At 70.0% G+C, this 13,082-nt stretch carries 12 protein-coding genes; 11 read left to right on the top strand and 1 reads right to left on the bottom strand.

Features of this window, described 5'->3' with window-relative positions; translation table 11 throughout:
• The first annotated feature begins 49 nt into the window (after positions 1–49).
• The 5 genes from FCH28_RS33305 to folE all read left to right on the top strand — a co-directional run bounded on the left by FCH28_RS33305 (position 50) and on the right by folE (position 6,002).
• The gene (locus FCH28_RS33305; RefSeq protein ID WP_136743954.1) at positions 50–1,195 is read left to right on the top strand and encodes a zinc-dependent metalloprotease; all 1,146 of its coding nucleotides are present in this window, start codon (positions 50–52) and stop codon (positions 1,193–1,195) included.
• Positions 1,196–1,393: 198 nt separating this feature from the next.
• The gene (gene tilS, locus FCH28_RS33300) at positions 1,394–2,401 is read left to right on the top strand and encodes a tRNA lysidine(34) synthetase TilS (protein WP_136743953.1); all 1,008 of its coding nucleotides are present in this window, start codon (positions 1,394–1,396) and stop codon (positions 2,399–2,401) included.
• A 91-nt stretch (positions 2,402–2,492) separates the two neighbouring features.
• Positions 2,493–3,032 carry a hypoxanthine phosphoribosyltransferase gene (gene hpt / locus FCH28_RS33295; RefSeq protein WP_136744087.1) on the top strand — a complete coding sequence of 180 codons (540 nt, stop codon included), beginning with the start codon at positions 2,493–2,495 and terminating at the stop codon, positions 3,030–3,032.
• 245 nt (positions 3,033–3,277) lie between these two features.
• Positions 3,278–5,290, top strand: a complete 2,013-nt coding sequence (gene ftsH / locus FCH28_RS33290) for an ATP-dependent zinc metalloprotease FtsH (RefSeq protein ID WP_136743952.1) — start codon at positions 3,278–3,280, stop codon at positions 5,288–5,290.
• Between the two features lie 106 nt (positions 5,291–5,396).
• Complete coding sequence (gene folE, locus FCH28_RS33285; RefSeq protein WP_136743951.1) at positions 5,397–6,002, top strand: GTP cyclohydrolase I FolE; 606 nt, start codon at positions 5,397–5,399, stop codon at positions 6,000–6,002.
• 82 nt (positions 6,003–6,084) lie between these two features.
• On the opposite strand, the gene FCH28_RS33280 is transcribed toward folE, so the two are convergent.
• On the bottom strand, positions 6,085–7,200 hold the full coding sequence (locus FCH28_RS33280) for an alpha/beta hydrolase (protein WP_136743950.1): 1,116 nt from the start codon (positions 7,198–7,200) through the stop codon (positions 6,085–6,087).
• A gap of 141 nt (positions 7,201–7,341) precedes the next feature.
• Here FCH28_RS33280 and FCH28_RS33275 point away from each other — a divergent pair, with 141 nt between their 5' ends.
• From FCH28_RS33275 to FCH28_RS33250, 6 genes are all read left to right on the top strand, one after another.
• On the top strand, positions 7,342–9,189 hold the full coding sequence (locus FCH28_RS33275; protein WP_169314316.1) for a phosphatidylglycerol lysyltransferase domain-containing protein: 1,848 nt from the start codon (positions 7,342–7,344) through the stop codon (positions 9,187–9,189).
• A 124-nt stretch (positions 9,190–9,313) separates the two neighbouring features.
• Positions 9,314–10,207 (top strand): dihydropteroate synthase, encoded by an 894-nt coding sequence (gene folP, locus FCH28_RS33270; RefSeq protein ID WP_246103443.1) that lies wholly within the window; start codon positions 9,314–9,316, stop codon positions 10,205–10,207.
• Positions 10,204–10,755 carry a nuclear transport factor 2 family protein gene (locus FCH28_RS33265; protein ID WP_246103442.1) on the top strand — a complete coding sequence of 184 codons (552 nt, stop codon included), beginning with the start codon at positions 10,204–10,206 and terminating at the stop codon, positions 10,753–10,755. The genes folP and FCH28_RS33265 overlap by 4 nt, the downstream gene beginning before the upstream one ends.
• Before the next feature lie 395 nt (positions 10,756–11,150).
• Positions 11,151–11,525 carry a dihydroneopterin aldolase gene (folB, locus tag FCH28_RS33260; RefSeq protein WP_136743948.1) on the top strand — a complete coding sequence of 125 codons (375 nt, stop codon included), beginning with the start codon at positions 11,151–11,153 and terminating at the stop codon, positions 11,523–11,525.
• Positions 11,509–12,105 carry a 2-amino-4-hydroxy-6-hydroxymethyldihydropteridine diphosphokinase gene (folK, locus tag FCH28_RS33255; RefSeq protein WP_136743947.1) on the top strand — a complete coding sequence of 199 codons (597 nt, stop codon included), beginning with the start codon at positions 11,509–11,511 and terminating at the stop codon, positions 12,103–12,105. The genes folB and folK overlap by 17 nt, the downstream gene beginning before the upstream one ends.
• A 228-nt stretch (positions 12,106–12,333) precedes the next feature.
• Positions 12,334–12,822: a DUF3180 domain-containing protein gene (locus FCH28_RS33250; protein ID WP_136743946.1), complete on the top strand. Its 489-nt coding sequence runs from the start codon at positions 12,334–12,336 to the stop codon at positions 12,820–12,822.
• Positions 12,823–13,082: the final 260 nt, after the last annotated feature.

Here is a 13,082-nt window from a genome sequence, read left to right as displayed (position 1 = left end):
GCACGGCGACCGGCTACCCCCGAGCGCAGTGCCCACGTACCGTGAAGCCATGACGAGCATCGGTGGTGCGGAGATGGTCGACTGGAACCTCGCGGTTGCGACCGCGACCCGGTTTGTGCGGCCCGGTCCAGAGGTGAGCCGGGACGAGGCGCGGGCGATCGTCGCCGAGTTGCGCCGGCACGCGAAGGCCTCCGAGGAGCATGTGCGCGCGTTCACGCGGATGGCGCAGCCCGGCGCCGAGGAGGGCGTGCCGCATGACACGCCGGTCCTCGTAGTGGACCGGCCCGGCTGGATCCGCGCCAACGTCGCCGGGTTCCGGGCCGTCCTCAAGCCCCTGCTGGACAAGATGGAGGACCGCCGTTCGACGGTCCCCGGCGGCGGCGTGCTCGGCGCGGTCGGCGGCAAGGTGACCGGCGTCGAGCTGGGCATGCTGCTCTCGTTCCTGGCGTCCCGTGTCCTCGGCCAGTACGAGACGTTCGCGCCCGCCTCCCGCGACCTTCCCGCCGCGGCGCAGGGCGGCCGGCTGCTGCTCGTCGCGCCGAACATCGTGCACGTGGAGCGGGAGATGGAGGTCGACCCGCACGACTTCCGGCTGTGGGTGTGCCTCCACGAGGAGACGCACCGCACGCAGTTCACCGCCGTGCCGTGGCTGCGGGATCACATCGAGGGTGAGATCCAGTCGTTCCTCGGCGAGACGGACATCGACCCGGGCACGCTCCTGGAGCGGCTGCGCGAGGCCGCCCAGTCGCTGGCCGGTGCCAAGCCGGAGGGCGAGGAGGGCGACGAAGGCGGGCACTCGATCGTCGATCTCGTGCAGACGCCGGCGCAGCGGGAGATCCTCGGGCGGTTGACGGCCGTGATGTCGCTGCTGGAGGGGCACGCGGACTACGTGATGGACGGTGTCGGGCCCGAGGTCGTGCCGTCGGTCGCGGAGATCCGGGAGAAGTTCCAGAAGCGGCGGGCCAGCGGCGCCGGCCGGCTCGACCAGGCGCTGCGCAAACTGCTCGGCCTGGACGCCAAGCTGCGGCAGTACCGTGACGGCGAGCGGTTCGTGCGGGCCGTCGCCGAGGAGGTCGGCATGGACGGTTTCAACCGCGTCTGGACGTCGCCGAACACCCTCCCCACCAAACAGGAGATCGCCAAACCGGCGGACTGGATCGCGCGGGTGCATCGCAAGGCGGATGGGGCACCGTAGCCGTACGGCGTGAGCTGGGCACGCTGCACGGCAGAAGAGCGCCCCTTCTATCACTCGTCCGAGGGACCGTGACCGATGGATAGGCGTGCAATGCTCGGGGAACTGCTCGCCTCTGTCACCATCTAGGCACTCTGTGTGACGATTCAGCGTCCACGGCCCGAGGCTCTCCAGCTCCCAGCTGAACGATTGGAAACGGACATGGGTCCCCATCCAGCGGTCGCCGCGATACGCCTGGCGGTCCGCCGCGTACTCCACGACGTACTGAACGACCACTTCGCGCAGGACCGGCAGGGCTCCCCGCTCGTGCTCGTCGCCTGCTCCGGCGGCGCCGACTCCATGGCGCTCGCCTCCGCTCTCGCCTTCGAAGCCCCCAAGCTGGGCGTCCGCGCCGGGGGCGTCACCATCGACCACGGCCTCCAGGACGGCTCGGACCTCCGCGCCACCGAGGTCGCCCTGCGGCTGCGGGCCCTGCGGCTCGACCCCGTGGAGACCGTCGCGGTCCAGGTGGGCCGCGGGGGAGGGCCGGAAGCCGCCGCCCGCGACGCCCGCTACGCCGCGCTCGACGCCACCGCGGAGCGCCTCGGCGCCGCCGCGGTCCTCCTCGGCCACACCCGTGACGACCAAGCGGAAACGGTGCTGCTCGGCCTCGCCCGCGGCTCCGGCACCCGCTCCCTGTCCGGCATGGCCGCGACCACCGGGCGGGACGGCCGCTACCGCCGGCCCTTCCTGGACGTGGACCGCCAGACCGCCCGCAAGGCGTGCCTCATCCAGTCGCTGCCCGTCTGGGACGACCCGCACAACACCGACCCCGCGTACACCCGCTCACGGCTGCGCCACGAAGGACTGCCCGCCCTGGAGAAAGCTCTCGGCAAGGGCGTCGTCGAGGCCCTCGCCCGTACCGCGCAGCTCTCCCGCGACGACGCCGACGCGCTGGACGCCTGGGCGGCCGACGCGGAGGGCACGGTGCTCGACGAAAGCGGCGGCCTCGACATCGCGGCCCTCTTCGCGCTGCCCCCCGCGGTGCGCCGCCGGGTGCTGCGCCGGGCTGTCATCGGCGCGGGCTCACCCGCCGGTTCGCTCTTCGCCCGCCACATCGAAGAAGTCGACCGGCTGATCACGGCCTGGCGCGGGCAGGGCGCCATCAACCTCCCCGGGCGCGTAGGTGTGCGACGGCAGGGTGGCAGACTGGTGATTCGGCAGGGCTGAGCCGCAGCACCGCACACTGCCCCGCTTCATGAGTCTCACGACTGACATGACACCGAACCGAACGAGAGTGGCACGGGTGGACGACAAGGACATGGGCGCCGACCTTAAGTCGGTACTCATCAGCAAAGAAGAGATCGACGCGAAGCTGGCCGAGCTGGCCGCGAAGATCGACGCGGAGTACGCGGGCAAGGACCTGCTCATCATCGGCGTCCTCAAGGGAGCCGTGATGGTGATGGCGGACCTGGCGCGTGCGCTGTCCACCCCCGTCACGATGGACTGGATGGCCGTGTCGTCCTACGGCGCGGGCACCCAGTCCTCCGGTGTGGTCCGCATCCTCAAGGACCTCGACACCGACATCAAGGGCAAGCACGTCCTGATCGTCGAGGACATCATCGACTCCGGCCTGACGCTGTCGTGGCTGCTGTCCAACCTCGGCTCGCGCGAGCCGGCCTCCCTGGAGGTCTGCACGCTGCTGCGCAAGCCGGAAGCCGCCAAGGTCGCCATCGACGTGAAGTGGATCGGCTTCGACATCCCCAACGAGTTCGTCGTCGGTTACGGCCTGGACTTCGCGGAGAAGTACCGCAACCTGCCGTTCGTCGGTACCCTCTCGCCGCACGTGTACGGCGGCTGAGAGCCCCGTACGGCCCTCCCTGGCCCGGCGGGAACCCTTCGGGGTCTCCCGCCGTTGGAGCAGGGAGAGCGGTATCGCAAGCCGCATTGTTAACCGCGCAGCGCGCCGTCGGGTGACAATGCTGGGGTACCGTCCGAAGGCAGGCTTTATTCGGGCCAGTAATACACCGTACGCACGACCAGCCCTCCCGAGGGCGTTGTGCCTCACTGTGGCAGGAGGGACGGGGCCTAAGCGGCTCCGTATGGATGGACGTGAAGCGATACTTCCGTGGGCCGGTCATGTGGATCGTGCTGGCCGTCCTCGCCGTGGTCGTGTTGATGCAGGTCGTCGGCTCGTCCGGCGGCTACAAGACGGTGGACACCGGTCAGGTCGTCAAGGCGATCGTTGACAACAAGGTGAAATCCGCCGAGCTGACGACCGGCGACGAGAACAAGATCAAGGTCGAGCTGTCGGGCGACAACAAGATCGACGGCTCCAACAAGATCCAGGCGAGCTACATCGGCGACCAGGGCGTCGATCTGGCCAAGCAACTGCAGTCCAAGTACCTGACGAAGGAGATCAAGGACGGCTACACCGTCGAGCCGTCGAAGCAGAACCCGTTCGTCGGTGTGCTGCTGTCGCTGCTCCCCTTCGTCCTCATCGTGGTCGTCTTCCTGTTCCTGATGAACCAGATGCAGGGCGGCGGCTCCCGGGTGATGAACTTCGGGAAGTCCAAGGCGAAGCTCATCACCAAGGACACCCCCAAGACGACGTTCTCGGACGTCGCGGGGTCCGATGAGGCGGTCGAGGAACTCCACGAGATCAAGGAGTTCCTGCAGGAGCCGGCGAAGTTCCAGGCCGTCGGCGCCAAGATCCCCAAGGGCGTACTGCTGTACGGCCCGCCCGGAACGGGCAAGACGCTGCTCGCCCGCGCCGTCGCCGGTGAGGCCGGCGTCCCGTTCTACTCGATCTCCGGCTCCGACTTCGTCGAGATGTTCGTCGGCGTCGGTGCCTCCCGGGTGCGCGACCTCTTCGAGCAGGCCAAGGCGAACGCCCCGGCGATCGTCTTCGTCGACGAGATCGACGCCGTCGGCCGGCACCGCGGTGCGGGCCTCGGCGGTGGCCACGACGAGCGTGAGCAGACCCTCAACCAGCTCCTCGTCGAGATGGACGGCTTCGACGTGAAGGGCGGCGTGATCCTCATCGCCGCCACGAACCGGCCGGACATCCTCGACCCGGCGCTGCTGCGTCCCGGCCGCTTCGACCGGCAGATCGCCGTCGACCGCCCGGACATGCAGGGCCGCCTGGAGATCCTCAAGGTGCACCAGAAGGGCAAGCCGGTCGCCCCGGACGTCGACCTCTCGGCCGTCGCCAAGCGCACCCCCGGCTTCACCGGTGCCGATCTGTCCAACGTCCTCAACGAGGCCGCGCTGCTCACGGCCCGCAGTGACGCCAAGCTGATCGACAACAAGTTCCTGGACGAGGCGATCGACCGTGTCGTGGCCGGACCGCAGAAGCGGACCCGGATCATGTCCGACAAGGAGAAGAAGATCACCGCGTACCACGAGGGCGGACACGCCCTGGTCGCGGCGGCCTCACCGAACTCCGACCCGGTCCACAAGATCACGATCCTGTCCCGCGGCCGGGCCCTGGGCTACACCATGGTCCTGCCCGACGAGGACAAGTACTCCACCACCCGCAACGAGATGCTCGACCAGCTGGCGTACATGCTGGGCGGGCGCGCGGCGGAGGAGCTGGTCTTCCACGACCCGACCACGGGCGCCGCGAACGACATCGAGAAGGCCACCGCCACGGCCCGCGCGATGGTCACGCAGTACGGCATGACCGAGCGGCTCGGCGCGATCAAGTTCGGCACCGACAACTCCGAGCCCTTCCTGGGCCGTGAGATGGGTCACCAGCGCGACTACTCGGAAGAGGTCGCCGCGCTGGTCGATGAGGAAGTCAAGAAGCTCATCGAGACCGCGCACAACGAGGCGTGGGAGATCCTGGTCGAGAACCGGGATGTGCTCGACAACCTCGTCCTGGCCCTCCTGGAGAAGGAGACGCTGGGCAAGGAGGAGGTCGCGGAGATCTTCAAGCACATCGTGAAGCGCCCGGCCCGCCCGGCGTGGACCGGCTCCTCCCGTCGTACGCCCTCGACCCGCCCGCCGGTGCTGTCGCCCAAGGAGCTGAGCCCGGCCAACGGCTCGGTGCCGACGACGACCACCGTCTCCACGGAGAAGGCGGACGTCGCCGAGGAGCCGCGCCCGGAGAGCTGAGCCGAGGGTCACATCGGCCCCGGAATGAATGCCGCGCCCCGCAGGTTTTAGCCTGGGGGCGCGGCATTCCGCGTTTCGAGCGGGCGCAGAAGGAACGAGGCACCACATGACGGACCCTGTGACGCTGGACGTCGAAGGCAAGATCGGCGTTTTCGACGAGAAGCGCGCCGAAAACGCCGTACGTGAACTGCTCATCGCGGTCGGCGAGGATCCGGACCGTGAGGGACTGCTGGAGACGCCGGCGCGGGTGGCCCGGGCGTACAAGGAGATCCTGGCGGGCCTGTGGCAGCAGCCGGAGGACGTCCTGACGACCACCTTCGACCTCGGGCACGACGAGATGGTCCTGGTGAAGGACATCGAGATCGTGTCTTTGTGCGAACACCATCTCCTGCCGTTCCACGGCGTGGCGCATGTCGGCTACATTCCGGCGGAGAACGGCAAGATCACCGGGCTGTCCAAGCTGGCCCGGCTCGTGGAGGTCTACGCCCGCCGCCCGCAGGTGCAGGAGCGGCTGACCACGCAGATCGCCGACTCCCTGATGCGCATTCTCGAAGCGCGCGGAGCGATCGTGGTGATCGAGGCCGAGCACATGTGCATGTCGGTGCGCGGGATACGCAAGCCCGGCGCCAAGACGACGACGTCCGCGGTGCGCGGACAGCTGCGGGACTCCTCGACCCGGGCCGAGGCGATGAGCCTGATAATGGCCCGTTAGTCAGGGCCGCTGGCCAGGGCCGCTGGTAGTGGCCCGCTAGTCCCGGTTTCCGGGGAGGGAGCCGGGGCCGCCCGGTGGCGGCTCAGGGCTTGAGGTGCTGCCCGATCCATTCCAGGGCGGCGGGGATCTCACGGCGCCAGGTGTTGAAGTTGTGGCCGCCGCTGTCGAGGATGATCGACGAGATGCGCGAGGGCGACTTCGTCTGCTGGATGAACTGCAGCGTCTTCTGGTAGTTCTCCTCGCCCTGCTTGCTGGTGGTGACCAGGAGGTTCACCGGCGGCGCTGCCATGTTCTTCTGGCGCCACAGGAGGTTGTTCTCGCGCTCCAGCTGGGGGTTGCCGCCGAAGAGGTCGCCGGTGGTGGCGTCGATGGGGGCCTTGTAGTTGCCGGAGAGGGCGGCGCCGGTGGAGAACGCCTCGGGGTGGCGCATGGTCATCTTCAGCGCGCAGTAGCCGCCGGTGGAGTCGCCGATGATGCCCCAGTTCTTGGCCTCGGTGCCGATGCGGTAGTGCTGGGATATATCGGCCCGCAGGTCCTTGGTGAAGAACGTCTCGGTCTGCGGGCCGTTGGGTATGTCCACGCACTCCGTGTCACGGGGCGGCGCCACGGTCGGCCGCATCATCACCAGAATGGTCGGCTGCATCTTCTTCTGCTTGAGCAGGCCGTGCTGCGTCTGCGGGAAATGCAGCTTCTTGTAGAGGGCCTGGGCGGTGCCCGGGTAGCCGGTGAGGACCACGGTCGCGGGGAACTTCTTCCCGGCGTACTTGTGCTGGAAGTACTGCGGCGGCAGATAGACGAACGCGGGGCTGGTGATCTTGGACTGCTCGCCGCGGACCAGGACCTTCTCGATCCGTCCCGCGACCTTCGGCTTGGAGCCGCCCTGGATGCTGAGGTGCTCGGTGCCCAGCATCTTCAGCTTGGTGCCGTTCGGGCCCGTCTCGTAATTGGTGACCACGCCCGGCTCCTGCTCCTGGCCGAAGAGGTCGGCCCAGGACGCGTAGAAGCCGAAGGAATTGTTGGCCATCAGGCCGACCGAGGCGAAGAGGGAGAGCTGGGTCGCCAGAAGCAGACCGATCCGGCCGACGACCGCGCGCCAGTTTCCCCTGGAAAGGCGCGGCCAGAGCCAAATCGTGAGGACAAACAGTGCCACTGCTATGAGGACGGCTATAAGCAGCACTTTCTTGCTGGTGAGACCCATGTGGTGCTTTCTTCCGGGCGGCCGGCCCATCCCTGCCGCGAATGGAACCCCGAGCCCTGAAACGCCGTCATACAGGGCGCAAAAAGTCCAGATGCTGCGACAAGGCTCGCACGTTCTCTCGACCGGGGCGACGGGAAAGTGATGTCTGACAGGCAAGATGGCGAAAAGTCGGAGACGGTTGCGTGGCGAACGCCACGCTGGCTCCGTGGCCCGAAGCCCGAATCGGTGCCCGGGATCGTCGGCACGGCCGGTGTGGTCGTGGGCCTGCTGAACCTGGCGGCCGGTGTGTTTCCGCGGTTCCGGCACAGCCGGGTGCACGCCCTGGCCGAGGTCCTGCCGGGCGCGGTGAGCCCGCTGGCGGCCGCCGCCTCGATCGTCGTCGGCATCCTGCTGCTTCTGCTGGCGCACGGCCTCAAACGGCGTAAGCGACGGGCCTGGGGGGCGGCCGTGGCGCTGCTCCCGGTGGGGATCGCCGCTCAGCTCGTCTACCGCCACTCCGTTTTCGGAGCGGTGCTCTCGCTCGCCCTGCTGCTGTTCCTGGTCCGCCACCGGCGCGCCTTCGCGGCCCTCCCCGACCCGCGCAGCCGCTGGAAGGCCGTCGCCAATCTCGTCGTCCTCGGCGGCGCGAGCTTCGCCATCGGCATGGTGATCGTCAGCTCCCACCCCCACAAGATCATCGGCTCGCCGTCCTTCTGGGACCGGGCGCAGCACGTCCTGTGGGGCCTGTTCGGCTTCGAGGGCCCGATCGGCTACACCCACCAGGTCGACTACACCGTCGGCTACTCCCTCGGCGCGCTCGGCCTGCTCACCGTCGCCACCACCGCCTACCTCGCCTTCCGCCCCGAGCACCCGGCGGCCCGGCTGACCGACGACGACGAGCAGCGGCTGCGGGAACTGCTCGACAAACACGGCGCCCGGGACTCGCTCGGCTACTTCGCGCTCCGCCACGACAAGGGCGTGGTCTTCTCGCCGACCGGCAAGGCCGCCGTCTGCTACCGGGTGATCTCCGGCGTGATGCTCGCCAGCGGCGATCCGATCGGCGATGTCGAAGCCTGGCCGGGGGCCATCGAGCGCTTCATGGCCGAGGCGCAGGCGCACTCCTGGACGCCGGCGGTCACCGGTTGCAGCGAGACCGGCGGCCAGGTGTGGACCCGGGAGACCGGCATGGACGCGCTGGAGCTCGGCGACGAGGCGATCGTGGACGTGGCGGACTTCACCCTGACCGGCCGGGCGATGCGCAACGTCCGGCAGATGGTCAAGCGCATCGAGCGCAACGGCTACGAGACCCGGGTGCGGCGGGTGCGCGACCTGGAACCGGAGGAGCTGGCCCGGATCCAGAAGGCCGCGGACGCCTGGCGGGACACCGACACCGAGCGCGGCTTCTCCATGGCGCTGGGCCGGATCGACGCGGTGGCCGACGGCGACGCGGTGATCGCCACCGCCCATCTGGCGCCCGGCGAGGGCGAGGAGCCGGGACCGTACGGGGACCTCAAGGCCATGCAGCACTTCGTGCCGTGGGGGGACAGCGGCATCTCCCTGGAGCTGATGCGGCGCGACCGCAGCGCCGACCCCGGCATGAACGAGCTGCTGATCGTCGCGGCGCTGCAGGCCGCGCCGGACCTGCGGATCAAGCAGGTGTCGCTGAACTTCGCGGTGTTCCGCTCCTCCCTGGAGCGAGGCGAGAAGCTCGGCGCCGGGCCGGTCATCCGGATCTGGCGCGGCATGCTGATCTTCCTGTCCCGCTGGTACCAGATCGAGTCGCTCTACAAGTTCAACGACAAGTTCCGGCCCCGCTGGGAGCCCCGCTTCGTGGTCTTCCGCAACAGCCGCGACATCCCCCGTATCGGCCTCGCCGCACTCCAGGCCGAGGGCTACCTGGAGCTCGGCCTGCCGCGCGTACTGCGCCGCAAGCGGGCCCCCGAGCCGCGGCCCTGTGCGCACACGGCGGAGCGGGTCCGCTCGGCCGTGGCGGTCGAGCGGGCGGCCTGAGCGGCGACCGCCGTACGGGGCGGACCGGCCGGCGGGCCACCCGCGCTTCCGGGCCCGCGGACCGCCCCGCGCCCCAGCCAGTAGCCGCAATCCGGCCGGTCGGCACACGGCCTAGGCTGGTGCCATGAGTACCTTGCGTGGCCGGGTGGCCGGACTGCCGGACTGGGACCGCTGCGCGGTGATGGGCGTCGTCAATGTGACGCCCGATTCGTTCTCCGACGGCGGCCAGTGGTTCGACACCGAACTCGCCGTCAAACACGGTCTCGACCTGGTCGCGCAGGGCGCCGACATGGTCGACGTGGGCGGCGAGTCGACCCGCCCCGGCGCGGCGCGGGTGGACGAGGCCGAGGAGCTGCGCCGGGTCGTCCCGGTCGTACGGGAACTGGCGGCGGCCGGCGCCGTGGTGTCCGTCGACACCATGCGCGCATCGGTCGCCGAGCGGGCCGTGGAGGCCGGGGCGCGGCTGGTCAACGATGTGAGCGCGGGCGCCGCCGACCCGGCGATGGTGCGGGTGGTGGCCGCGTCCCATGTGCCGTTCGTCGTGATGCACTGGCGCGGCCAGTCGATCGACATGAACAACCGCGCCGTCTACGCCGATGTCGTCACGGAGGTCGTCGACGAGCTCGCGCAGAGCATGGAGCGCGCGGTGACCGGCGGCATCGACCCGGAGCGGATCGTCATCGACCCGGGCCTGGGCTTCGCCAAGAACGCCGAGCACGACCTCGTACTGATCGCCCACCTGGCGCGACTGCGGGCGCTGGGCCGGCCGCTGCTCGTGGCCGCTTCGAGGAAACGCTTCCTGGGCAGGGTGCTGGCAGGCGGCGCGGGAGCCACCCCGCCGCCGGCCCGTGAGCGGGACGCCGCGACGGCGGCGGTGTCGGCGATCGTGGCGCGAGAGGGGGCCTGGGCGGTGCGGGTGCACGAGGTCAGGGCGAGCGCGGACGCGGTACGGGTGGCACGCGCGGTGCAGACCGCGGCGGGTGCGGCCGGCAGCGGCGGCACGGGCAGTACGGCATGAACGACGGAAACGACGGCGAACGCGACGGGAGCGGTGTGAGCGGCTTGGGCCCACGGACGGACATCGAGCTGGTCGAGCAGGCGAACACGGACCTGTACGAGACCATCGAGCGCGGCGATCACGAGGCGCTGTCCGAGATGTGGCTGGACGGTCAGGTGAGCGTGGTGCACCCGGGGTGGCCGGTGCTGCGCGGACGCGGCGAGGTGCTTCGCTCGTACGCCCTGATCATGGCGAACACCGAGTACATCCAGTTCTTCCTGACGGACGTGGAGATCGATGTCCTCGGTGACACAGCACTGGTGACCTGCACCGAGAACATCCTCAGCGGCGGGCCGGCGGAGGACGACGGCTCGGTGGGGCCGCTGATCGGTCAGCTGGTCGTGGCGACCAATGTCTTCCGGCGTACGGAGGACGGCTGGCGGGTCTGGTCGCACCACGGGTCGCCGGTGCTGGCGGACCGCGAGGACGAGGACGACGCCGACGCCGATGCCGGCGAAGAGGACGGGGAAGGACCGGCGGGCGGGGCCGGGGCGGCCGGCGGACTGTGAACCAGAGGTGGACACGGGGCCGATCCGGGGGGTGACCCGGGTGTCGGCCCGGGGTCCGCTCCATGGCCGCTGACCTGCGCCGGAGCCCCGGCCACGACGGCCCGCGTCAGCGGCGGGCGTCAGCGCAAAGGCCAAGGGCGCACCCGTTCGAGCCAAGTGCGGCATGGGTAGGGGTGGGGCGCGGGCCAGGGGGTAAGCAGGCCGCGCGGACGGCCTGCCCCCGGGTGGGACTTAGCACCAGTGCGGGGTCTTGTCCATAGCCCCCGTGGGCGGGCACTGTCAGTGCTCGAAGGTAGATTCGACAACGAGGCGGTGTGCCGGGTGAGTCCGGCGCGTGCCCGGTATCGGATGAAAGTGGCGCCAATGGTGCCGTGGGACCAGTGGGAGTGATTCGCGTGGATCGTGTCGCGCTGCGTGGGCTGAAGGCCCGAGGGCACCACGGGGTGTTTCCCCGGGAACGCGAGGAGGGCCAGACCTTCATCGTGGACCTGGTGCTCGGGCTGGACACCCGCCCGGCGGCGGCGTCCGACGACCTCGCGAAGACCGTGCATTACGGCGTGGTGGCGGAGGAGGTCGTGGCCGTCGTGGAGGGCGAGCCGGTCGACCTCATCGAGACGCTCGCGGAGCGGATCGCCGACCAGTGCCTCAAGCACGAGGGGGTGCAGGAGGTGGAGGTGGTCGTCCACAAGCCGGACGCCCCGATCACCGTCCCCTTTGACGACGTGACCATCACCATCACCCGGAGCCGTGTATATGAACACCAGCAGTGACCCGACCGTTCAGCCGGTGCCCGCCTCCGTCGTGGAGCAGGTGGACGCCGCCGATGTGACACTGTCCAATCCCAAACGCGCCGTGATCTCGCTGGGCAGCAACCTCGGCAATCGCCTGGAGACGCTCCAGGGCGCCGTCGACGCCCTGGAGGACACCCCCGGCCTGCGGGTCAAGGCGGTCTCTCCGGTGTACGAGACCGAGCCGTGGGGCGTCGCGCCCGGCTCGCAGCCCTCGTATTTCAATGCCGTGGTGCTGATCAAGACGACGCTGCCGCCGTCCTCCCTCCTGGAGCGCGGGCATGCGATCGAGGAGGCCTTCGAGCGGGTGCGGGACGAGCGCTGGGGCCCGCGCACCATCGATGTCGACATCCTGGCCTACCAGGACGTGGTCTCCGACGATCCGCGGCTGACCCTGCCGCACCCGCGGGCCCATGAGCGCGCGTTCGTGCTGGTGCCGTGGCATGACATCGACCCGGGAGCGGAGGTCCCCGGGCACGGCGCGGTGGCCGAACTGCTGTCGTCCATCGGGCACGAGGGCGTGATGCCGCGCGCCGACCTGGAACTGCGGCTGCCCGAGTAGTCGTTAGGCTTGCGGGCCGGTTGTATACGGCACGGATGCGGCACGGATACGGCACGGATGCGTAGGGAACGCCTCCGTATGGGATGGATGCATACGGAACGGTCCGGTACGGCACGAATGCATAGGGATGCGTGCGTACGGACCGGACAAGACGGCGGTACGGCCGTGACGGCAGTACGGCCCTGACGACGGCAGGGCGGCGACGACGGTGCGAGGGGCGAGCGCTCGGTGAAGCAGCTACACATCAAGGTGCTGGTCGGGCTCTTTCTGGCGGCAGGGGTACTCGCCTGGGCGGGCGCCCGGCTGTGGGACTCGCTGGGCACCCTCCCGAGCGTTCCGGTGGCGGCGCCGATCGTGCTGGCGGTGATCGCCGCCGTGCTGGCCGCCACCGCGTTCTCGCTCCGGTCGCGGCTGCGCGCGCAGCGTGAGCGACGGCAGGGCGCCAAGGGCGTCGATCCGCTGCTGGCCGCCCGCGCGGTGGTCTTCGGCCAGGCGAGCGCCCTGGTGGCGTCGCTGGTCGCCGGGCTCTACGGCGGGGTCGGTGTGTTCCTGCTGACCTCGGGCATCGACGGACCGCGCCGCGACCAGGCGATCTACGCCGGTCTGTCGGTGCTGGCCGGCGCGGCGGTGGTCGCCGCCGCGATCTTCCTGGAGCGGGTCTGCAAGCTCCCGGAGGGCGATGAGGACGACGACCAGCCCGGGGCGGCCCGCGCGTAGCGGCGCCCCGCTCCGACCGCCGCAGCCGGCCTCTCGGCGCCTTCGCTCAGACCGGCCTCGCGGCGTATCGCTCTCCCGGGCTCTCGGCGTTCCGCTGTCCCGGGCTCCTCGGATCTCGGACCGACTGCCTTGCTCGGCATCCCCGGACCGCTCGGCATCCCCGGACCGCCCGTTCTGCTCGGCCTGTCGTCCCTGCCGGCCCTTCGTCCTGCCTGCCTTCCGCGCTTCCGTCTGCCCCGCGTCCCGGCCTCCGGCCCCGG

Source organism: Streptomyces piniterrae, assembly GCF_005048155.1.
Lineage (GTDB): Bacteria > Actinomycetota > Actinomycetes > Streptomycetales > Streptomycetaceae > Streptomyces > Streptomyces piniterrae.
Note: the sequence above shows the minus strand (reverse complement) of the source record. Positions and strands in the feature narration are given on the sequence as shown.